18 protein-coding genes are annotated in these 21,247 nt (G+C 49.7%); 9 read left to right on the plus strand and 9 right to left on the minus strand.

Annotated elements, in window-relative coordinates; all coding sequences use genetic code 11:
• Positions 1–40: 40 nt before the first annotated feature.
• The 5 genes from ACXX82_RS19445 to ACXX82_RS19465 all read right to left on the minus strand — a co-directional run bounded on the left by ACXX82_RS19445 (position 41) and on the right by ACXX82_RS19465 (position 4,955).
• Entirely contained in the window at positions 41–1,189 is a 1,149-nt protein-coding gene (locus tag ACXX82_RS19445; protein ID WP_322237564.1) for an ABC transporter substrate-binding protein, read from the minus strand.
• Positions 1,190–1,447: 258 nt separating this feature from the next.
• Positions 1,448–2,176, minus strand: coding sequence for a cyclic nucleotide-binding domain-containing protein (locus ACXX82_RS19450; RefSeq protein WP_322237566.1), 729 nt, complete (start codon positions 2,174–2,176; stop codon positions 1,448–1,450).
• 10 nt (positions 2,177–2,186) lie between these two features.
• Positions 2,187–3,224 carry a 2Fe-2S iron-sulfur cluster-binding protein gene (locus ACXX82_RS19455; protein ID WP_323506814.1) on the minus strand — a complete coding sequence of 346 codons (1,038 nt, stop codon included), beginning with the start codon at positions 3,222–3,224 and terminating at the stop codon, positions 2,187–2,189.
• A gap of 21 nt (positions 3,225–3,245) precedes the next feature.
• Entirely contained in the window at positions 3,246–3,707 is a 462-nt protein-coding gene (locus tag ACXX82_RS19460; RefSeq protein ID WP_323506813.1) for a nuclear transport factor 2 family protein, read from the minus strand.
• A 48-nt stretch (positions 3,708–3,755) separates the two neighbouring features.
• Positions 3,756–4,955 (minus strand): aromatic ring-hydroxylating oxygenase subunit alpha, encoded by a 1,200-nt coding sequence (locus ACXX82_RS19465; protein ID WP_323506812.1) that lies wholly within the window; start codon positions 4,953–4,955, stop codon positions 3,756–3,758.
• Positions 4,956–5,471: 516 nt separating this feature from the next.
• Here ACXX82_RS19465 and ACXX82_RS19470 point away from each other — a divergent pair.
• The 3 genes from ACXX82_RS19470 to ACXX82_RS19480 all read left to right on the plus strand — a co-directional run bounded on the left by ACXX82_RS19470 (position 5,472) and on the right by ACXX82_RS19480 (position 10,293).
• Positions 5,472–8,381 (plus strand): molybdopterin oxidoreductase family protein, encoded by a 2,910-nt coding sequence (locus ACXX82_RS19470; protein ID WP_458563511.1) that lies wholly within the window; start codon positions 5,472–5,474, stop codon positions 8,379–8,381.
• Positions 8,382–8,455: 74 nt separating this feature from the next.
• The gene (locus ACXX82_RS19475; RefSeq protein WP_322237580.1) at positions 8,456–9,187 is read left to right on the plus strand and encodes a 4Fe-4S dicluster domain-containing protein; all 732 of its coding nucleotides are present in this window, start codon (positions 8,456–8,458) and stop codon (positions 9,185–9,187) included.
• Between the two features lie 164 nt (positions 9,188–9,351).
• Entirely contained in the window at positions 9,352–10,293 is a 942-nt protein-coding gene (locus ACXX82_RS19480; protein WP_322237583.1) for a dimethyl sulfoxide reductase anchor subunit family protein, read from the plus strand.
• Between the two features lie 5 nt (positions 10,294–10,298).
• On the opposite strand, the gene ACXX82_RS19485 is transcribed toward ACXX82_RS19480, so the two are convergent.
• From ACXX82_RS19485 to ACXX82_RS19500, 4 genes are all read right to left on the minus strand, one after another.
• Positions 10,299–11,051 carry a sulfite exporter TauE/SafE family protein gene (locus ACXX82_RS19485; RefSeq protein ID WP_322237585.1) on the minus strand — a complete coding sequence of 251 codons (753 nt, stop codon included), beginning with the start codon at positions 11,049–11,051 and terminating at the stop codon, positions 10,299–10,301.
• A gap of 15 nt (positions 11,052–11,066) precedes the next feature.
• Entirely contained in the window at positions 11,067–11,525 is a 459-nt protein-coding gene (locus tag ACXX82_RS19490; RefSeq protein ID WP_322237587.1) for a cyclic nucleotide-binding domain-containing protein, read from the minus strand.
• A 223-nt stretch (positions 11,526–11,748) separates the two neighbouring features.
• Positions 11,749–13,155 carry a sigma-54-dependent transcriptional regulator gene (locus ACXX82_RS19495; RefSeq protein WP_322237589.1) on the minus strand — a complete coding sequence of 469 codons (1,407 nt, stop codon included), beginning with the start codon at positions 13,153–13,155 and terminating at the stop codon, positions 11,749–11,751.
• The gene (locus ACXX82_RS19500) at positions 13,152–14,216 is read right to left on the minus strand and encodes a sensor histidine kinase (RefSeq protein ID WP_458563512.1); all 1,065 of its coding nucleotides are present in this window, start codon (positions 14,214–14,216) and stop codon (positions 13,152–13,154) included. Before ACXX82_RS19500 ends, ACXX82_RS19495 begins: the two co-directional genes overlap by 4 nt.
• Positions 14,217–14,910: 694 nt before the next feature.
• Between ACXX82_RS19500 and ACXX82_RS19505 the strand changes: the two genes are divergently transcribed.
• From ACXX82_RS19505 to ACXX82_RS19530, 6 genes are all read left to right on the plus strand, one after another.
• Positions 14,911–15,141, plus strand: coding sequence for a hypothetical protein (locus ACXX82_RS19505; RefSeq protein WP_458563513.1), 231 nt, complete (start codon positions 14,911–14,913; stop codon positions 15,139–15,141).
• Positions 15,142–15,305: 164 nt separating this feature from the next.
• Entirely contained in the window at positions 15,306–16,457 is a 1,152-nt protein-coding gene (locus ACXX82_RS19510) for an ABC transporter substrate-binding protein (protein WP_458563514.1), read from the plus strand.
• Positions 16,458–17,832: 1,375 nt separating this feature from the next.
• Positions 17,833–19,065 (plus strand): tyrosine-type recombinase/integrase, encoded by a 1,233-nt coding sequence (locus ACXX82_RS19515; RefSeq protein ID WP_458564030.1) that lies wholly within the window; start codon positions 17,833–17,835, stop codon positions 19,063–19,065.
• An 80-nt stretch (positions 19,066–19,145) separates the two neighbouring features.
• Positions 19,146–19,694 (plus strand): hypothetical protein, encoded by a 549-nt coding sequence (locus tag ACXX82_RS19520; protein WP_458563515.1) that lies wholly within the window; start codon positions 19,146–19,148, stop codon positions 19,692–19,694.
• Positions 19,695–20,205: 511 nt separating this feature from the next.
• Positions 20,206–20,934 carry a Rha family transcriptional regulator gene (locus ACXX82_RS19525; RefSeq protein ID WP_458563516.1) on the plus strand — a complete coding sequence of 243 codons (729 nt, stop codon included), beginning with the start codon at positions 20,206–20,208 and terminating at the stop codon, positions 20,932–20,934.
• Positions 20,931–21,221: a helix-turn-helix domain-containing protein gene (locus ACXX82_RS19530; RefSeq protein WP_458563517.1), complete on the plus strand. Its 291-nt coding sequence runs from the start codon at positions 20,931–20,933 to the stop codon at positions 21,219–21,221. Before ACXX82_RS19525 ends, ACXX82_RS19530 begins: the two co-directional genes overlap by 4 nt.
• The last annotated feature ends 26 nt before the right edge of the window (positions 21,222–21,247 follow it).

The following is a 21,247-nucleotide window of genomic DNA, read 5'->3' on the forward strand; positions in this document are numbered from 1 at the left end:
ACACGCTCATGGGAGGGTCTTTTACATTCACTTCAACAGGTCAGGGTTTGCCTTTATAGGCCGATTCTGGCAACGCATTGACGATGCCAATAGGTGCGGTGAGTCCGCGTTCTTTCATCACCGCATCAGCGAATTGCGGCATGACCGCCTCGGGACGAAGTGTGGCGACATTGATACTCTTGGCCGAATACAGAAATGTCGCCGAACTATTAATCATGGTCATGATTGATGGCGTAATGGCGTACGGCAAGGTCAAGCGAACAGGGCTTCCACCAACGGCATCGGGATACCTGCCGTACATGGATGACCACAGCATTTTTTCCGAAAATCCAGTGGTCTGCTCCTTTGCCATCTGCGCTACTTCCTGCGCATTTTTCGGATCAGCCAAAAACATCTGAGCATCAAACTCAGCGTTTAGCCAGCCATTGACCACATCCGGCCGCTGCTTGATAAGGTCATAACGCATGGTTAAATACGCACTGTCTTTTTCATCGATAGCGTTGCCTGAAGCGATACGTTTAGCTAATCCTTCCTGCACCAGGCGTGATGCAGTAGGCTCCCAGATTACTGCGGCATTGAGCTTCCCAGCCCGAAAGCCGCTGGTGATGACCTCAATGTTCTGGTTCAGATATGCCGCCGGTTCGATATTCTCTTGTTTAAAAACGGCCTGACCAAAACGATCTGCGCAGCTACCTTTTGCCACGGCGACCTGTTTGCCACCTAACCATTTGATGGCTTCTTTTTGGGTGCCAAAATTCGGGGCGTCTACACGTGCCAGAAAAATATTACATTGATCAGTACCTTGCCCCAGAGTCGCCACGATGCGGATATCGGCAACTTCTTGTTTGGTCACAGTGATGATGGCAGGCATATCGCCGAGGTAGCCGATATGCTGCTTGCCAGCCAGCATGGCATTGACAATCACGGCGCCCTGAAGGCCGACGGAAAATTCGACTGTGGAGCCTTTTGGCAGGTATTTTTCATACATTTTTTTGCCACGCATGATTACACCGGACCAGCTTTCGGTGTAATAGGGCTGATAGCCGATCACCAGGTGGACTGGTTCACCAATCTTGCCGTATTCCAGCTCACCTGCGCTCACTGTGACGGGCGCCCCCTGAAGGCCAAAGAGCGCCATCATCACCGAACAGCGCACGGCACGGACCCAGCAATTCTTCTTGCTCTTCATGTTTGTCTCCATCTTTTTTTAGGACTCACGCAAAATCGCCCTAGCGGCGTAGTACTCTTTTAGCCGTATGGCGTACTGTGTTCGTCGACAAACTCGCCAAACCCTTTGCTGGGGCGATTTTGCGTTAGTCCTAATTCTGTTTTTCACCCTTCAGGCGAAAGGTGACGTTAGCGCAGCATTTTTATATCGTTGTCGTCTAACTATTCAACTGTTTGCTACATACAAATTACAGATTTAATACGAACATTTTTTCGCTAATTACTTTGCCTTTGAGAGGGTTAGATGGCGCGTAATCATATTGGCAAGTTGTCGCATGACCAGATAGCCGGACGCGGGATCTTGCGCCAAAATATCCAGCACTTGCGACCCGTTAATCCGGATTACAACCGAATCCTCCAGACACTCCGCTTTAGCGATGCGGCGTGGATGGCGATCAAGTAGCGCAGCCCAGCCAAAGACTTCGCCCTTGTGCAATACAAAACCTGCAGCACTAGTGTGATCATCGCGCCCGATCAAAAAATCGACTTTCCCTGATTCAAGAATATAGACATCGTCGGTAGCGTCGCCAATACCGTATAGTGTGCTACGCGCAGGATGGTGCTCTTGGCGCGCAATCTGGTTAAGTCGTTCCATGGTGTCGGCAGAAACGCCGCCGAATAATGACGCCGTCTGGAGTGCACTGGTCCGGATCACAAACACTTCGCCATCCTCGATCGCAACTTCATAAGCTTCCAGAGGCGCCTCAGCCAGTCCAACTGCCGCCCCAGTCGTAATGTCCCATTGCCACAGGTGTTGATGGCAGGTCAGAACTGATCCATCATAAAATCCTTCATCCAGACAGACTTCCTGATGCGGGCAAATCCCCTGATAGGCGTAATATTGGGTATCAGCATTCGCCACCAATACCTTGATCCCATCGCTCAGGTCAAATGTCTTCATCCCGTTGGACGGGATGTCGCGTGCGCTACAAACATGGACTTTGCGCATATCATGGCTCCTAGCTAAATTTATCGTAGCGGATGTTGTTGGTCGCGACACGGGCCTGGAGCAGCATGCGGATCGATGCATCGACGGCGGGAGGCGGTCCAGCCAGATAGGCGCGTACATCTGCGTACCGACCTTGCATGCTGCGACCGGCGACTTCATGCACAAAGCCTTTTTCAAAACGAAGTTGCGGATAGTCGGCAACGACTGAGGCCGGAGCTTCCTCCTCGGACATGGCAACGGTGATGTGTAAAGTCTGGGGGAACTGACTACACAGGTATGCAAACTCATCCAGATAAAATGCATCTTTGGCGCTACGCACACCAAAGAAAACATCGCCGGCATAGCGTGTAAAATAAAGACACTGTGCTGCTCGTGACAGGATCGACATCATCCCGGCAATCCCGCTGCCGCCCGCAATGCAAAGCAGATTTTGCCCGAGATCAGGGTGGAAGGTGGCTTTCCCCAGTGGTCCAAATACCTCAACTTCAATCCCTTCTCGGGACGCACTAAAAAGCCAATCACTCAGCGCACCACCAGGTTTTTTCTTAATCACAAAATCGAGTGTTGTGGCGTGACGCTGATAGTTAACCATCGACCAGGCGCGAAAGCCTTCTACTCCAGGTACTTGCACCAGATAAAACTGACCGGCGTCGAAGTCAACAGGCTCCCATAATTCAATTGAAATTGCCATGACGTCATGCGTCAACGCACTCACCGTCTGAATACGCCCCCCTAAAAAATCTGGCGTACAAGCACCGACTTCAATAGGATGTACAAAGGCCGGTACTTCGAGAACAGCATCAGTAACAGCGCTGCATTGGCACATCAAAAATTCGTCACTGGACTTGATATATTTACGACCGGGCGCTTCCGGCCAATGATCGACCAATTCGCCAGAGATCAATCGGGCCTTACACGTCCCGCACGTGCCACTTCCGCACTCGTAAGGTAAATCGATGGATTTACTCAAGCCACCGTAGAGAATATTTTCTCCCGGATCGGTCGCAAAATAGTGCGCATGATTCCTAGCATTCACCTGAATTTTCATATGGCCGCCGAAAGCGTGTAATTAAAATGGAATATGAAACCCGAAGCCAATCATGCGGGTTTCGAGGTGAATGTTGCGATCCAGTAACAAGGCGCCAGCCGCAGACAACTGAACCAGATCCGTCATTTTTCCCACCGCAAACAACTCCGTCGCGCCTCCATCAAGCGTGGTTCGAAAAACTTGTAGGGCGCTGGTTACCTTCGCCGTTTCTCCATTGGCCTGTTCTTCGATGGTATAGACAGTCGCATGCCTGCTTAGCAGTGAATGATCACTGTTATGTTTCGGCAGATTTGCGAATAACGTTGCCATCCCGGCACGGTCATGCTCTAACCACGTCATGTTCTTCCGAATCTCAGGACTGAAGGCGGTAATTGCATAGTGAAATGCGGTGTCGCATAGGGCAAGATAGCCGTCAAAATCCTTCGCATCCATGCGCAGGCACGTCTTATAAATTAGCTCCGTAATTTCTGTTCTGGAATCCACAGGGGTTCTCGCTCGCTAAAAGGTTGATCTGGATTGACCTTGCTGAAATTACACCGAGGTAGTTTCGTCAAAGGGGGCACTTGCCAGGCGACCCATGCGCTTGCTCCACTCTGCGTAAAAATGACGCATCCCACCTTCATCGTGAATGGTCATATTTTCTTCCCGCCCATGGATGACCCATTTGCTGTCGGTGCCTTCTCGCATGGCCAGCCCTTGTCCGTGAACGCCAAGAAGATCCTCATGTAGATTGCGGCCAAACGGCCCCCAAATCTGGTTGTGGTCGCGTACGCGCTCAGCCCGTTCTTCCGGTGTATCGCTCTTTAATCCCAGACCACGAAATTCGATAAGCAGTTTGTTAGGTCCAAGTGGAATCGCGGTGTCCATTCGTAGCACCGAAGTTCTCAGGTTGTATGTCATGCCAGGAAACATGTCGATCAGCACCCATCCGCCCGGAGCCAGACCCGGCCAGCCGACGCCGCGCTGTTTGCTGCCTTCGTATGCATCATATTTGATTGCCATTGATCCGACCGATGCGTGACCGTTAGGATATCCGGTGTATTTGCGATCGAAATAGCCGGGTTGAATCATGCCCGTTATCCGATTGAAGTAATGCATGTAGTCGTGATAAAACTCGCTGTTGGTATCATGCCAAAGCTTGTAGTTGGTATTGACAATCGCTTTGTGATAATGAAACACCTCTAGTGGCGCATCGAGATGCCCGTCGAGAAGCTCCATGGAATCACCGATATACTCTTTTAGCGAACAGCAATCATCATCCGTATTGACCCAAACAAAGCCACCGCATGCGACACCGGTTTTTACTTCACGTAGTCCGGCTTTCTCGCACCCAAAGCGTTCCTGATATCCTTGCTTGCCGCGAGAGATATCGACGCAATCGCCAGTAGTATTAAACGACCATGCGTGAAAAATACACGTGATACGTTTGGCGTTGCCAACCGGGTCATACAACAAGGTGTTTCCCCGGTGCGGGCAGATGTTATAAAAACTGCGTATTTGCATGTCTTCACCGCGCACTACGATCAGTGGCGCTCCGCCCGGATGGTTGAAGGTACGGTAGTCAAAGGCATTCGGTAACTCAGACTCATGACAAGCAATAATCCAGCATTTGTTAAAAATCTTTTGTTGCTCTTCGCGGAACAGCTGGTCGCTGGTATAGATGGCAGTGTCCACATAATGCGTTGGGGGAAACTGCGGGGTTTCGGTCCATTCGAATGCGTTACGTGCCATGGCAGCTATCTTTCAAAGTTGGAGTATCGATGATCGTAGGGTTGCGTTCAACATCACTGCACCAACCTCAGCATAGTTCGTGCCTGCTCGTTTTATCTTCCGGTCAAGCGTTACTTTCCTGCGAATTTTTGATACTTCTCCTCTACGACGGTCTGCTTCGATCGGGTTTTATTTTTATCAAGATGTTTCGATCTGAAACCTCCCTGCGTGTCATTTTGAAACCTGCATGCTGTTTCGTTCTGAAACCTCACAACGTGTCATTCCGAAACCCGTAAGCAATTTGAATCATTCCACCTTCGAGGAGATAGCCCGATGCGGGATCACCAATGTCGTTACGTCATGGAAATGTCATTCGCGAAGCACTTAGCCTACAAAAGTGCACCGTCTTGTATTGGCTTAAAGATTCGATTGGATTGACGTGGCATTACATTTGCATAGGGACTTCGTGGCTACGTAGCGTTTCTTTATGCGATGGCAGCAGTTGATTAGTTTTTGACACTCAAATCGGAGCCATCAATGTCGGAGTCATCCCCTGTATCAAATATCTTGTCGGAAAATATCGCCGGCCTCGAAATCAAAACCACGACATGTTATATGTGCGCTTGTCGCTGCGGTATTCGGGTCCATTTGCGTGATGGAAATATTCGATATATTGATGGCAACCCGGAGCATCCTCTGAATAAAGGGGTGATTTGTGCCAAGGGTGCATCTGGCATCATGAAGCAGCAATCTCCGGCAAGACTGACGGTTCCACTGTTACGCCGCGCCGGATCGGATCGCGGCAAAAGTGAATTTGACGAGATTAGCTGGGAACAAGCCTATACATTATTAGAGACCCGTTTGGCAGGGATACGCGCGACCGATCCGAAAAAGTTCGCGTTGTTCACTGGACGCGATCAAATGCAGGCACTCACAGGGCTATTTGCCAAGCAATTCGGCACGCCAAATTATGCTGCGCACGGCGGATTTTGCTCCGTCAATATGGCCGCAGGAATGATCTATACGATAGGCGGATCTTTTTGGGAGTTTGGTGGCCCGGATTTAGATCACGCCAAACTCTTCGTGATGATCGGTACCGCCGAGGACCATCATTCGAATCCCTTAAAAATAGCGATTTCAAAATTCAAACGTAACGGCGCCAGATTTATTTCCATCAATCCGGTGCGTACCGGCTATTCCGCTGTCGCCGATGAATGGATACCCATCAAGCCCGGAACCGATGGTGCGCTTTTGTTGGCATTAATCAATGAAATTATTGAAAAAGGTTTGTATGACCGTGAGTTTCTGGCGCGATACAGCAACGCCGGTCAGCTGGTCAATCAGCAGGACGGGGATGACGATTTTGGCATGTTTGCGATGGACCCGGAGTCGGACCCGATCAATCCCGATTATCCGCACAATAAATTCTGGTGGGACCGGCTATCCGATAAAATCGTCCCCACCCACACGCCCGGCGCGGATCCCTGTTTGCGTGGCGAATTCGCATTAGCAGATGGCACCGCCGTCAAGCCCGCATTTCAGTTGTTGATTGATCGGGTCAAACAGTACACGCCGGAGTGGGCCTCCGAAATCACCGGTATTCCGGCAGAGACTATTTATCGGCTAGCCCATGAAATGGGCGTTACGGCGCGCGACCACAAGATTCAGTTGCCGATTTCATGGACGGATTCCTGGGGCAAAGAGCACAGCAGCGTCACTGGCAATCCGGTGGCATTTCACGCCATGCGGGGTCTCGCCGCACACTCTAATGGCTTTCAAACGGTACGGGCGCTAGCGATTTTGATGAGTCTTTTAGGAACAATAGATCGGCCTGGCGGATTTCGGCACAAAGCGCCGTTCCCGCGTGCCATCCCCCCGATTGCCAAGCCACCTAAAGGCCCTCAGGACGTTAAACCGAACTCGGTGCTGGAAGGGATGCCGCTGGGCTTTCCTGCAGATCCAAACGACCTTGCTGTCGATGCTGACGGAAAACCGGTGCGTATTGACAAAGCATTTTCATGGGAGCATCCGCTCTCAGTGCATGGATTGATGCATAACGTCATTACCAATGCCTGGCGCGGCGACCCTTACAAGATCGACACATTGCTCATTTTCATGGCCAACATGGCGTGGAATTCCAGCATGAATACGGGTGAAGTACGGAAGATGTTGAATGACAGATCCGAAGATGGCGAATTCAAGATTCCGTTTCTCGTCGTCTGCGACGCATTTCAGTCCGAAATGACAGCGTTTGCTGACTTGATTCTGCCTGATACAACTTATCTTGAGCGGCACGACGTTATGTCGATTCTTGATCGGCCGATTTCAGAGTTTGACGGGCCGGTTGATGCCGTCCGGATTCCTGTGGTAGCGCCGCTGGGCGAATGTAGACCTTTTCAGGAAGTCATCATAGAGCTGGGAGGCCGCCTCAAACTGCCCGCGTTTGTTCATCCGGACGGGTCTCGCAAGTTCAAAAACTATCCTGATTTTGTGGTGAATTATGAGACAGCGCCAGGATCCGGGATTGGATTCCTGGCCGGTTGGCGTGGCAAAGATGGTGAAAAATCGATTTGCGGAGAACCTAACCCAAAGCAGTGGGAAATGTATGCCAAAAATAACTGTTTTTTCCACCATGAGTTACCAGCGTCCTATCAATACATGCGCAACTGGAATAAGGGATACATGGATTGGTCAAAGAGCGTACGCATGCGCCGTGATGCGGATCCGATCCTGATTCATATTTACTCCGAAGTGTTACAAAAGTTTCGACTGGCAGCGCAAGGGAAACGTCCGGGAAAACAACCGCCGGACCATTTGCGCAAGCGCATCGAAACGCATTTCGATCCTCTACCTTTTTATTTTGAACCGCTCGAAGGGCAGGCCTCCGACGCTACCAAATTTCCCCTCAATGCGGTGACCCAACGACCGATGGCGATGTATCACTCATGGGATTCGCAGAATGCGTGGCTGCGGCAGATTCACACGCACAACTACCTATACGTTAATCCGTTGGTAGCGCAAGCAGAAGGTATCGCGGATGGCGACTGGATGTGGGTCGAATCGACTTGGGGCAAAGTGCGCTGCATGTGCCGTTTCAGCGAGGCTGTGGAACCGGGTACGGTATGGACCTGGAACGCGATTGGAAAGGCTGCCGGTTCATGGCATCTTGGTCCGAATGCGAATGAGTCACGCAAAGGTTTTTTGCTCAACCATCTGCTGTCAGAGGAGCTCCCACCGGATCAGGGCGGACATGTGTTTTCCAATTCTGACCCGGTCACCGGACAAGCGGGCTGGTATGACGTCAAGGTACGTATTTACAAGGCAGGACCGGAAGAGCCAAAGGAAACATCACCACAATTTCCGATCGTAGCGCCACTGCCAGGAACCAAAACGTTGCGTCGTGTCTGGCAGGCGTATGTGGCTGGACGGGACGTGCCGCCGAAATAGTACCAAGCGCATATCGACACGGTCGATCGACCATAGAGACGACGACCCATTCAACCATGAGATGGAGAACAATCGTGACCCAGTTGGCCCTTGTAATTGACCTGAACGTCTGCGTTGGCTGCCAAGCCTGCGTGACAAGCTGCAAGTCCTGGAACACCTCCGGCAGTGCGGGGTACCTAGCCGACGAACGGCCCTACGATGAGAACCCCACGGGCACGTTTTTTAACCGTGTGCAGACCTTTGAAGTAGGCGAGTTTCCGAATACCGAGACCGTCCATTTTCCCAAGTCGTGCCTGCATTGCGAAGAGCCGCCATGCGTTCCGGTATGTCCAACCGGGGCAAGCTATAAACGTAAGTCCGATGGAATCGTGCTGGTTGATTATGACAAGTGTATCGGCTGCGGCTATTGCGCGTGGGCCTGTCCGTACGGCGTGCGTGAACTCGACGAAAAACGGCAGGAGATGACCAAATGCACACTGTGCGCAGATAGGATCGATAATCCGGCGCTCCCAGAAGCAGACCGCCAACCTGCATGCGTGATGGCATGTCCCACCAGCGCCCGCTTATTTGGTGACATTCATGATCCTGATTCCACAGTGTCAATCGCGATACGCGAGCGCGGTGGCTATGCACTCATGCCGGAATGGGGAACCAAGCCATCAAATCATTACTTGCCGCGACGTCGGACCGAGTCAAACCTGCGCGAGGATCAAATTATGCGGGTCGATAATCCCATCAGAATTGACGAGAGATTACCGAAGTCATCGACCACCTTGCCCTCGCTAGACGATACAGTGAGCTGGTAATGAGGTGATTGATCGGTGAATGACAGCAAGTTCCAAATTTTTTGTTTTGCTGGCACAACCACAAAGTAGTTAACAATCTTCTTTCACCTGGAAGGCATCGATTGCTGCGCGCTTGATGTCTTTCGCTCCCGGCCGAAAGGCCGGGGTTTTCAGGAGTATTTCTGATGAATCCCGCTGCTTCCGTCATCTTTCTCACGACTCTAATTGGTGCTGGACAGGGTCTGTTTCTGGCGCTTTACGTAGTCGAGCTTGCCAGCAGACTACAACTTCTTCGAATTGAAAACAGCGTTGTGCTATTTGTCTGTGGCAGTCTGATCGCGCTGTTATTGAGCGCTCTGGGTCTGATTGCGTCGTTCTTCCACCTTGGTCATCCTGAACGTGCGTGGCGCGCCGCCGCAATGTGGCGCACCTCCTGGTTGTCACGTGAAGTCATCGTGTTACCGATTTTCATGGTGTTGTTGGTCGTCTATGGCTACGCGCACTATGCGCAGTGGGAAATGTCGCTGGCGGTAGGCGCGGTTACCGCGGTTATCTGCGTTGCGCTGTATATTTGTACCGGCATGATTTACGCATGTATCCGCTTCCTGCAAGAATGGGCCAGTCCATTGACGTTGCTGAATTATTTTATTCTTGGATGCGCATCAGGATGCTCGCTGGCAACCGCACTGGCCGCGTTCGTTGAGCCTGACCTGACCAGAACCTTTGCTGTCGCTGCAATCTTACTGACAGCAAGCGGGCTAGGGGTCCGTTCCGCCTCACTGGTTCGAAATAAAAGACTGAAACTGAAGTCATCGTTACAAACCGCGTTGGGAATACACCATCCGCGCATCGTGCAGAAATCGCAGGGGTTTATGGGTGGATCATTCAATACCCGTGAATTCTTTCATGGCAAGACCCCGCGCATTTTGCGTTCAGTCAAATGGTTTTTTCTGGTGTTTGCGTTTATTCTTCCGCTGTTCTTACTTCTTTTCGGCCAAAGCACTGCTTCAGCGGCCTTATTCTGCACTATTTTCGTCATTCAATACGCTGGATTACTGGCTGAACGGTGGTTCTTTTTTGCGCAGGCAAACCATCCACAGAATCTTTATTACCAGACTATCTCTTAAGCAGATTAGACGATATCAAGCGAACGCAGGATCAGGCCAGCGCTGACCAGGATACAAAAAATGGCCACAGCGCTGCGTAACGTGCGTGGGTTTAGTGAATGCACGATGTGTACACCCAGTTGAACGCCGATCAATTCTACGATTGTCAGTACCGCAGCAAGCTGGAAATCGATCGTGCCATACCGGAGGTTTCCCAGCGTTCCAGAGATTGCCGCCAGAATCTGGATCACTTGGCTCGCTCCAATCGCGCTTAACGGCGAAAATCCAAACAGCAGCAATATTGGTACTGATAATGCGGGACCACCGACCCCGGTCAGGCCGGATCCGAATCCGCACACTGCGCCAATCCAAAATAAGACAATCTGTTGCCGTCCAGGATTTCCAGAAAATACCGGTGGACGTTGTCCGACGCGGGTCAACCCCGTGTTGAGTCCAGCTACCGCGACCACGCTCGCCAGCAGAAAGATGAGGGTATGCGGGTCTATGCGTGAATTGGCCCATGCGCCAAAAAATCCTGAGATTGCCGCACCTGCGCAGACTGGCCTAGCGATGTTCCAGTCGATACTGCCGCGCCGATGAAACAGAAACGTTCCCAGAAAACCGGTAAAAATAAAGGTCAGGAGTGCGGTCGCCATCGCCGTCTGAACCGGCAGATAGGCCAGTAATGCAATTGCCGGAACCAGCAGTAATCCACCGATCCCGACTGCGCCTATCATTACCCCAACGACGAGCGCAACCAGAATCAGCCATAAACTCATTGGATGAAGGGCTGGTTAGCCACAGGCAAACGCCACCAGCGTGCCAGTGATCAGGGCAGTGACCTGAGTAAGTACACGATAACCAATTGTGTGATCTTGTTCCATGATCGACGAAAGGCCCTTGCCATCAATGGCAAGAATCTTACAAGTGGTCATGCAGGAGGCCGTGGCCAATCGGATGTTGGAGGTTGGTGTCAGCGAGGACCAGCCAAAAACCTGACCCCGATGCAGAATGTCGCCCGCAGATGTCTCGCGACTGCCGAGGCTGATAGCAAAACGTACCATCCCGTCCATAAGAACGTATAGCGTATTGGCATTCTCGCCGATTTTATAGATAGAGTGCCCGGAAGGCCATTCTTCTACGCGACTGACCGAGGCGACTAACGCAAGTTGGGATTCGGACAGGCCTGAGAAAAACTTCGTTTGAGTCAAGATTCCCGGCAGGGAAGCCTGTTGGATAATAGCATCGGGCATATGGGTACTCCCGTAAATAATTCTCAGCATTGAACGGCGAACGGCGCGCATTCATGCCAGCTGCGTAAAACTAAACGAACCCAGCGATTGTGGGAATGAGGTGCACCCCTCAAACTAAAGCAAAAAGCATACCTATGACTGTCGACTAAAATAACACACAATCGATAGACCTGACATCCGCTTTTTCCAATCGGCGCGGCTGCAAAATTAGTACCCGTGCCCGTTATTTACTCTCTTTTAAAAGACCCCATTCTCGTCTTCGTATCCATAAAGCTTTCCTGCCGATGCCGAGAATAGCGGCAAGTTCGGCTTCTGTATGCGTGTCCTGATGCAATAGAATCGTTTCTTTGGTGTATTCTTCGATAGACAACGGCACTCCAGAATGATGTGGTGGTGCGTTGACTTTCTCTTCTGACGACGGAATGGAAAGCATATCGACCAGATCGACTGAGGTCAAAACATCTGAGTCAGCAAGAATGACAACCCGCTCAATGAGGTTTTCAAGCTCTCGAACATTCCCAGGCCATTCGTAGTTATTAAGAAAATGAATAAATTCCTGGCTCATTTGACACTTTCTGCCACCCAATTTTTGACAGTGATATTCTAGAAAATGTTGGGCCAGAATTTCGATGTCGTCGGCCCGGTCGCGTAATGGTGGAACTTGAATGGCGATCACGTTAAGCCGGTAAAACAAATCAGCGCGAAAATTGCCTTTTTCCGCCTCTATTTTTAGATTGCGGTTACTAGCGGCGACGAAACGGGTATCCGTTACATAGGTTTGGGTCGAGCCGACCGGGCGCACTTGCCGCTCCTGAATTACACGGAGAAGTTTGACCTGCACGTTTAACGGCATTTCTGAAATCTCGTCGAGAAACAAAGTCCCGCCGCTAGCTTGCCGGATTAATCCCTCGTTGGCCGTAACTGCACCAGTAAATGCCCCTTTCGTATGACCGAAAAGTTCCGACTCCAGTAATTCAGATGGAATCGCGCCGCAGTTGACTGGTACAAATGGGCGCTCGGCGCGTGGACCACCGTAATGCAACGCCTGCGCCACAAGTTCTTTTCCAGTGCCGCTTTCGCCTTGAATCAGGACGTTGGCCTCGGTCGGTGCGATACGCTGAATCATCGCTTGGAGCTTGCGAACATTTTCGCTTTCGCCAATGATTTGGTTCTTGGTATAAACCTTGCGCAACTGCCGCTTCAACACCACGTTTTCGCGCCGGTCCCGCCGCTCGTTCATCGCGCGATCTACAGCGAATCCGAAGTCGTCATTATGAAACGGCTTGATAATGTAATCGACGGCACCTTTCCGTAACGCTTCGATAGCGCTTTCAACGGATGAAAAGCTCGTCATCAGAATGACGGGCAAATCCAGTTCCATATTTTTTACCGCCCCGATAATTTCGAGACCGGTCATGTCCGGTAACTTCAGATCGGTTATCACCAGGTCGAATCCTCGGCTTTGCAGCATAGACATTCCATCCGCACCGGTGTACGTCACTGCACAGTCATAGCCTTTTGCTTCCAATATCCATTTCACACACTCTACGATGCCGCGGTCATCATCGACGATCAGCACACGTTCGGCGTGGGGCTTGGTCTCGCATGGCACTACTTTAGAAGTTTTCATAACTCTGGCCCCAAAAGCGGCAGTTCGACCTGGAAGCAGGCCCCGCCATGGGCATTATTTGCAGCGGTAATAAGGCCGCGATGTTCAAGCAGAATCTCGCTGCTGATCGCCAGCCCTAGTCCGGTTCCCCTATTTAACGTCTTGGTGGTAAAGAACGGTTCGAAGATCCTCGGCAATATATTATCTGGAATGCCAGGGCCAGTGTCACTCACCAGTACAACGACTGAATTATTACTTTGAATTTTGGTTCTTACGCTGAGTATTCCGACCCCATTCATTGCGCCTATGGCGTTTTCGAATAGGTTCACGAATACCTCCTGCAATTGGCTTAGATTGCCAAAAACCAAGGCGGTGCGATCACGCACAAATTCAACTTTAATCTGCGCCGACCAGCCATTTTCAAACATCACCGAGAATGCCTGTCCAATCGCTTCATCCACTTGAAATCCGGTTCTGGTGGCATCGCCGACCCTGCCGAAATTAAGTAGACGATCAGAAATGCCGAGAAGTCTCTGAACATTGTCGGCTATGTTTGCCAGTCCTTTTCCAAGAAGGGCAGACTTCTTCTCTTGATCCGATCCCAGTATCTGCACCATTGAACGGATTGCAGCCAAGGGATTGCTCAATTCATGGCACACGCCGGCAACCATGAAGCCTATCGCTGCCAGGCGCGCCGTTTGTATGTCGGCAACCTCTAACGTGCGTAACTTTGTTTCGTCAACAATCATTAGGTAAGAGCCGGTCGAAGCCCGCCGCATGATGAGACGTTCATGTACCAACTGATCGCTTTCTGCGGTTCTGATCAATTTTACTTCCTGCGGAATTTGCCAGCACACAGGACCCTGTAACGACGTAGCGTATGCAGGAAATAAGGTCGGAAAATAACCCAGATCATTCAGCCCCGAAGCCACGTCAAGCCCCATAATCTGTTTAGTTAATCCTGCCACTTCACCATCGCTACGAATGATAATGACTGGCCAAGGTAAACTCTCTGCGAAACTGAAAAAATTGGATTCATCAGTTGAAAATAATGCAAGAACGTCAGGTGAATAATCTTTCATCTGGTTGCAATGATGAAACGATGACGGTTGCTGGGATGAGGGGGGAAAGGGAAATGTATAACCTGGACCATTACATATGCAGATAGGCGAAGCGCCATTGTTACCATCTTGCAATGCCACCATCGCTGTCGATTTAAAGATGTCAATTTGTCCCCCTTTTATAATTCTGTTGTATTACAACGAGGCGTACTGCCTTGCTGTCCGTCACTATGCTCGCTCTTGTGGCGAACTGGGAAGGAATGATGAAAGCCGCCGGGACCTCGTATTGCCGATTGCGCGACCAAGCCGAGCACCATAGAAATGATTCACGTCGGACTTTGTTAAATTGCTCGGCAGCACCGCGCAATTCGACTCACTCATCAATCTTGCCTAAAAGGCTATTTTATGTGTAGTACCAGCCTACCATATTGATATTTTTGCATCCAGTTAAAACGTATTCTAAAAAGATCGATGCTTTGCCATATATTTGTTAGACGACCCTTCCTGAATTTGAAATGTTTGAATTGCAAAGGGATACGCGAAGTTTGAGCGCTTAATGAACGGCGGGTTAAGCAAGAGATCATCATGTGTAGCGTTAGCACAATCCCCCGCGTCAACCGCAAAGCGCATATTGGCTATCACGCGTTCGGAGATCATCTAATCGCGGCGTGCGACAGTTTCGGTGTTTCGAAATGAAACGGGGGGCGGTATCGAAATGAAACAAATCGAAGAAAAAATTCGCCCTATTCTTTCTATTCTCTCTATCTATCGCGGTAGAAAAATGGTGCGCCCCGTGTCCACAATACTTTCGGCAATCAGCGCTGCGGCCAATGTATTGGACGGCAATTTGTGTGGTCTGGCACGAAATATGCTGATGGGAGATACTTTTTATCGACTTATAAAGCAACGATTCGGACATTTACCAATCCAGATCAGGGCGGAATAGCGTTGATTAAACTATCTGTTTTGAACAGGGGAAAAAGCTGTACTTAAGGTATCGCCAGTGAAAGTCGCGTTGACCTGCGCGGAGCTAATATAAAAACGACGAAAAACCCACATTAATCTGATTAATCCTGTTGTTCCAAGATCGTATCCTAGAAAGAGACTGTCATGACTTACACAAAAAAATGGTGGGCACGAGCAGCTCAAAAAACGCTATTGGCGTCACTCTTGTTATTGCAGGGCGAACACTTCGCGCGCGCCGGTGATCAGGGGTACGGCAAGGTAGGTCAGCCAGTGCATCTGGTTGTGGGCTATCAACCGTATGACACTGTTTCTTACTCCGCCGCTGTCATCCGAGGCTTAGCGCTGTGGAAAAAATTCCTGCCAGCCGGAAGTGAGGTCGAATTTCAGGCAGGACTTCAAGGCTCAATTATCGTCAACCAAATGTTGGCTGGTAAACAGCAGATTGGCTATTTGGGCGATGTGCCAGCGGTGTTGGTGACTACCAAAACTGAACAAGCGAAGGTCAAGCTCGTCGTCAATACCGGTTTTTCCGCTGGCCAGCGATGCAACGTCATTATGGTACGTGCCGACGCACCGGATTTCAAGACATCGCAAGACGCGATCAAATGGTTAGATGGCAAGACGATTGCCACCCCAAAGGGTAGTTGCGCCGACCGTTTTTTGGGTAATGTGATCGACAGGACCCACATCAAGCCTGACGCAATAATGAATCAATCGCTTGAGGTATTGAGTACCAATCTGCGCGCCAAGAAGCTTGATGCGGTTGCACTGTGGGAGCCAACTGCCTCAAGAATTGGTAATCTGGTGGGGGAGGGCATCGCAAAATACGCTATCACCGGCTATCCGTTTGATATTCCTGATTCAGGATATATCGCCATGCGAGACGATTTCATGACGCAGCGACCTGATGTCGTGAAGGCCTGGGTCAAAATGGAAATGGAGGCGCAACGCTTCATTCTGGACCCGAAAAACCAGTTAAAGGTAGCTGAAATAGTCAAAGGGCAAACGACGGGTATTACGTTACGGATGGCGTGGTTTTCAATTTATGGCGCGATTCCTGTTGCAGCCGGAGGCAGCCCTATCAGAGATGAAAAACCATTTGTGTTCGACGAGCGCGTACACAAACAGTTGAATAGCATCTATACATTCCTTCACCAAAGCAAAGTGATTAATGTGGGCGAGGCACCAGCAGGGTCGCTAGATGACTCTGTCGCGCGAGCAGTGGCGAATGAAGCCGGTACCTCACTGCCATTGGGGAGTATCAAAGCCCAAGATATTGCCAATGCACCTAAGTGAACGCATCATTTTTTAGTGAGCTCATTAGTGCAATCATTGAATTTGCTTTCATGTGAAGGTAATGCCAGTGGCGTTGAGAATAACGGGTATGAACGCCAATGCTCAAGCCGGGCCGATGCTTGGAACACTGGCTTGGAGTAGTCGTTTGCAAAGGATGCCGATAAGCGCTGATTTTTGGCGTCGCTTATTGGGAAACCTGTTCATGTAAAAGCGGCTAACGACAATGCACGGTTGTGATTCTGGCGTTGGTTCTACTCCAGAAGCCGACGAATTGCAGGCTTCTACTTGTGAATGATAGTACAAATTAAAGTTTGTTATATGCAACATGAATATGAGATATCACCACAATAAAGCAGACGATTTTTGTTGCACTGCGATATAGTGCATCTGTCTCCTCCAACACCTCATAGGTTTGGATTTAACCCACTAAATTATTTTGGTGGGTTTTTTTTTGCCTAAATGTTTTTAATGCAGCGCGTTTTAAACATTTTTGATGAATTTGACCTTGGCTTTACGCTCAATCCACTAATTCATAAGAATTCCGTAACAACATGATGGTCGTTATCGCCAGAACCTGATAGAATTCGGCCCTGTCTTGAGTGGGTATGTATTAACATTTTTGATTCTCTTTTAGAGGCAAGCTTGCATGAAATTGCAAACTGCCATTATCAGAAGATGAAAGGCTTGGTTTTCTGAAAATTTGACTCATCGCTGTAACGTTAGGTAAAATGCGGACTTCGTGTTTTTCTGAAACTGGTTAAGCAGCCGCATCAAATGCAGTTGTTTAAGAAGCAAGTCAAGCGCTAGGCATAAAAAGCGTTACTCACGCTCAAACGTTAAGCTGAAACGTAAAAAAGCAAAGCATCGAAAGGATCCAGAAAACGGGTCCTAACAATGCCCGAGTGGTGAAATTGGTAGACACAAGGGACTTAAACTAATTTGAGCCCTCTTGAAGAAATTCTTGAGGTGAAACTCGTCAAACTCGGCGAAGGCCCTGGACGGAAGTCCGAGCTAATACCGAGCCAAGCCCTCCGACGAAAGTTTGAGGGAAGGTGTAGAGAGCAGACGGCGAGCACCTAAAGTCGCAAGACCATGGTGAAGGCGTGCTCCAGACCACGAACAGCGCTTGCGCTGGCGGCTAAAGCCGAAGTGGTAAGAAAATCCCTCGACTTAATCGTCGTACCGGTTCAATTCCGGTCTCGGGCACCAAGTACATTGCAAACTTTGACTAAGTTTGCCTAAAAACCCTTAAGAAATCAAACACTTAAGGGTTTTTTAACGCCCATTGCGCCCAAGTTTGCCCATTGACACCCGCCTTTTTTACATCCATCCTTGCTTCCATGGACTTTTTTTAAAAAACCAGTGGATGCAAAAAATGCCTAAACTTTCCCTGCCGCTTACTGACATTCAAATAAGAAACGCCAAGCCTAGAGACAAAACCTATACGCTTGCCGATGGGGGAGCCATGTATCTGGAAGTAGCTCCGACTGGCGCGAAGACTTGGCGTATGGCATATCGCCAGCCCAATGGTAAAAACACAAGACTCACATTTGGAACATATCCGGCTATCTCCCTGCTGGAAGCGCGTAAAAAACGCGAAGAGGCGAGGGCGTTGCGAGCATCTGGAACAGATCCTGCCCAACTAAGGCGTGATGACAAGCAAGCAAGAGCTGTGTCGATGGCAAATACGTTTGAACTTGTGGGTTGGAGCTGGCTTGGAAAGACGGCCCCAACCAGAGCAGAGTCAACCCAAGGCAAGATAGCGACCTGGTTAAAAAAGGACGTCTTCCCATTTATTGGGGAAATGCCAGTATCGAGTATCAAGGCTATTAATGTTCTGACAACAGTGCAAAAGATGGAGGCTCGCGGGTCTATTGATTCTGCGCACAGGGTAAAACAAATATGTGGTCAGATTTTACGTTACGCCGTGGCGGTCGGGATCATTGAGCGAGACGTCACCGCAGACCTGAGGGGGGCATTGTCGGTTGTACCCAAAGTCCCCTATGCCGCTATTACTGAGCCGAAGCAGGCCGGTGAATTGATGCGTTCAATTCAGGCCTATAGCGGCCACCCTTACGCCGTCGCTGCGTTGAAACTTTCCCCGCTTTTGTTCGTGCGACCAGGCGAACTGAGATCAGCTGAGTGGATCGAGATCGATCTTGACGCGGCAGAGTGGCGTATCCCTGCCAGAAAAATGAAAATGAGGGTAGATCACCTAGTGCCGTTATCTGTACAGGCCGTGGAGATTTTGCGCGGAGTTCATTCAATGACAGGCGGGAGAAAATTCGTTTTTCCAAGCATTCGTACCAGCGCCAGGTGCATGAGTGAAAACACGATAACCGCAGCGCTGCGTAGCATGGGATACAGCAAAGAGGTGATGACCGCACACGGTTTCCGGGCAATGGCGCGCACGATTATGGATGAAGTCATGGGCGAACGCGTGGATCTGATTGAACACCAGCTAGCACACGCAGTAAAAGACCCGAACGGTCGTGCGTACAACCGTACTGCCCACCTGCCAGCGCGTAAAAATATGATGCAACGATGGTCCGACTACTTAGATGGACTGAGGGATAGCGCTAATGTTATTCAGTTCAAAGTGGCGTGATTAGCCGAGGTTAAAGTTCTGGAATATCGCTTAATCGCTACCGTATCAAATTTAAGCAAACCTCATAAGAAAGTAAAAGAATGACAGACGCATTTTGGAGCAATGTGGCGAAGATTAAGAGCCATCTCCTGGCCAATGAAATTAAGCCAAGCAACTTCACGAGGGATGATCTTGAAGATAAACTTGCTCTAAATATGGCGCTCGCCACTGAGCAGGAAAATGTACTTTCTTTCCTTATGGATGAAAATAAAGAGCTTCTCAAAAACGCAAAGGTTCGTCTTGACGCAATGCGCATAAACGATCTTCCTGCAAAAGAAAAAGAACGTCTTCTGAAGGTGCTTGATATCGGAATTATTCTTGGTAAAGCAAATAATGGCTACGAAGGTAAAAAGATCAGTAAACAAAAACCGAAAGCAATCGCACAAGCTAAAGTCAAGGAATCGATTTACTGTAATTGGCTCAACTGGCAGGCCGATAAAACCCGCTACGGAGGATCAGATGATTTTGCTGAGGATGTACTCTCGATGAGTAACCATCAGGACGAAAACGGTAACCCTCTCGTAGCACACGGCACAATTACAAAAAATTGGATCGGCAAATGGAATAAAGAAATAAAAGGCAGCAACTAACAAAATATGACTAAAGCATAAGGTGGCTGACCAGTGATATTTTTGTACTTACGTGATCTCCCAATACTATTAAATTTATATTCATTTGGAATTGCAAGCGCACGCCGCCGTACGTAAAATTTATCGCGTTACTTGGCTACCATAGAAATCTATTAAGTAACTGTACTAGCAGAGTGGCCACTCTGCTAGTAGGTGGGGTGACATGCCTTCTCCTGGTAGCTAATCTTGCACCAACCCGCTGTACTTAGGCGGCAATTGTCAAGATTGGGCAAACAATGGTACAGCGCGCAGAGCAATCCGTAATACTCGGCAAAACACTTCCAGAGCATGGGATGAGCAGATGGAACCAGATAGAGCAGTTCTGTCCTTTCAGTCGCGAAAAATTCCGCCAACTCGTGAACTTAGGCAAGGCACCGCAAGGAATCAAATTTTCCCTTCGCTGCACGGCCTATAGTAACAAGGATCTTCACCGCTTCTTTGCTGACCCGCTTAACTATAGAGTGGAGGTCAAATGATGGCTGCCCGTATTGCTAAGCTTCCAAAAGTGACTAACGCACCAAATTTGAATGCCTGTTCAGATTTTGTGAGTAAGCGAGTTCACAGTGCAATCGTCCACCTATCCAAAGGCAAGCCGGTAACTGACTCGCGAGCAATCTCCCGCGAGTTCGGACGTCCCCATAAAAATGTACTTCAATCACTAGATGGCCTTATCAAGGAAGGCATAATCTCGCGGCTAGAATTTAAGCCGCGAGAATGGACCGACGAGCGCGGAAAGAAACAACGCATGATCGAGTTGACCGAACGCGGCGCATTAATCGCAATGCCGTTCATCGGCGGCAAGAACTCTCGCATTGGACAGGTCCGACTCGTTAATGCATTTTTGACTATGCGGGACGAGTTGGCTAATCAGTCCGGCGATTGGTCACAGGCGCGGCATAAGGTCTCAACCGGCTATCAGATGATGAGTATGGCTTTGCAGGAAACTCGAGAGGACGACGGAAAGCAAACAAGTGCCTTCCACTATGCAAACGAAGCCAAACTGGTGAACTGGGTAATGTTCGGACGCTTTGAGTGTGTTGATCGTAACCAGATGGAAAAAATGGATCTCGACTGCATGGAAAAGGTCGAGGCGCGCAATGCTATATGGATTGCCAGAGGCCGGACTTACCCGGAGCGCAAGGCAGCGCTTCCGGCCTATCTTGACTCACTACGCGCCAACCGTGTAAGGATTTCCTCATGACCGCCCGTAACGATACGCTGACCGAGATCCTACGCACAATACCCGGTAATTCCAGCGGCACACAGTGCACCGGAGTGATGACTGCCATGCAGAAATTAGGCAGTGTGACGACTTTCGAAGGTTCTCGCTTTCTGGATTGTTATGATCCCCGAGCGCGGATTCATCAACTGCGTAAGTCTGGGATAGCGATCAAAACCATCATGCGGCCAGAGCAAACCGAGAGTGGGGTATTTCATAGTGTTGGCGTATATCTCTTGGAAAATAATACTTCACAAAAGGCAACATGATGGCCTATACTAATTGTGTCCCTGAG

This window comes from Glaciimonas sp. GNP009 (assembly GCF_054343755.1).